This window comes from Erwinia sp. V90_4 (genome assembly GCF_029967685.1).
GTDB lineage: Bacteria > Pseudomonadota > Gammaproteobacteria > Enterobacterales > Enterobacteriaceae > Erwinia > Erwinia aphidicola.
Genome location: NZ_JASCAQ010000021.1, coordinates 1 through 1,452 on the forward strand (window position 1 = coordinate 1; position 1,452 = coordinate 1,452).

The following is a 1,452-nucleotide window of genomic DNA, read 5'->3' on the forward strand; positions in this document are numbered from 1 at the left end:
ATGGTTAGGAAACTGAATCGACCCTTTTTAGGTTTCCTAACCATGAACAGTGGCGAGGAAGAACCGCATGTGATGAGGCCTGTCGCATGATAATACGTAAAAAAGCTGTTTTTGCTGTATTTTTCATCTAAAAGCCATTTTTCAGGCGCACTTATCCAGAGCCGGTGTCTGAAGCCATCGTTTTTTTTCCATCCGATGCAGCCTGTCAGAGAGCAGTTTGGTGGCGTGTTCGCCCTCCACCGCGCCGGCAAACCGCAGTCGGCCTTTGCACAAGATGCACTGGTACGGGTCGGTACCCAGGAACGTTTTCATCAGCACCGCGAACCCCGGCTTCTGCGGTTTTTCGCGCGGCGTCATCGACAGTGCTTCGTAGACTTTCGTCAGCAGCGAACCGCGTTTGCGATTGGCCAGGAAGCCGTAGTAACGCACCATTTTAAAGTGTCGGGACGGGATATGGCTGACGTAACGCCAAAGCATCTCCTCCTGGCTCAGTTTCTGGCGTTTGTGCTGTTGCGTGTTGTGGTCGTAGTACTGGTGCACCACCGAGCCACCACGGTAATGGCGGAGCTGCGACGCCGCCACCGGCGGGCGCTTCAGGTAGCGGCCCAGGTATTTTACGCTGCGCCAGGCACCACGGGTCTTTTTGGCGAAGTGGACCTTCCAGTGGCGCTGATATTGCGCCTGCAGGTAGCGTTTCCATTGCTTCTCATCGCGAAGGTGACCGAGACCGGGCAGGGAGGTTGGGTTAACGCGGTCATAGCTGGCGCGCAGCAGGCGGACGACGGCGCAGCGCCAGATTTCTTCGACCAGCTGCTTTTTGAAGAACAGGTCGCGCCAGACACCGTGTTTGGTATCGAGACCGCCACGGGTGATGGAAACGTGGATGTGCGGGTGCTGATTGAGCTGCCGTCCGTAGGTGTGCAGGGCGCAGAAGATGCCGACCTCGATACCCAGCTTTCGCGCGTGCCTGAGCATGGCGCGGGTGGCGCAGCGAAAGAGGTCGTTGAGCAGCGGCCAGTTGTTGTTGAAGAACGGCCACAGCAGGTGCGGCATGGTGAAGGTGATATGTTGCCAGTCGCAGTCGGGCAGGATGTGCTGCTGCTCGGCAATCCATTGCTCGGTGCCTTTAAGGCCACAACTGCTGCAGGCCCTGGACTTGCAGGTCTGACAGAGAAAACGAGAGTGCGTACAGTCAGGTGAACTGCAGCAATAGCGGCGCACGCCCATGGCGCAGGTTCCGCAGGCAAGCATGCGCTCGACGGAGAGTTTGGTCCAATCGGTGAGCTGATGGCCATTCTTCTCAAGGAAGCGTTCCCAGCCCTCATTGTGTTGGAACAGAAGCTTTGCAGGGCGCGGTATGTACATGAAACACAGTATAAAATGCGTCGAGGAAGGTGGAAAGGACTTCGGCTGCGCAGCAGACGAGCTCACGCAGCAGGCGTGCTACCGTTC

General features: G+C 57.2%; 1 protein-coding gene. It reads right to left on the reverse strand.

Annotated features, from left to right (window positions below; genetic code table 11):
* Window positions 1-141 precede the first annotated feature (141 nt).
* Complete coding sequence (locus QLG07_RS02575) at window positions 142-1,365, reverse strand: IS91 family transposase (RefSeq protein ID WP_282468405.1); 1,224 nt, start codon at window positions 1,363-1,365, stop codon at window positions 142-144.
* Between the last annotated feature and the right edge of the window lie 87 nt (window positions 1,366-1,452).

What these genes read in the sequence shown, in the direction of transcription:
- QLG07_RS02575 (WP_282468405.1), bottom strand. Translation starts at nt 1,365, where the DNA reads ATGTACATACCGCGCCCTGCAAAGCTTCTGTTCCAACACAATGAGGGC.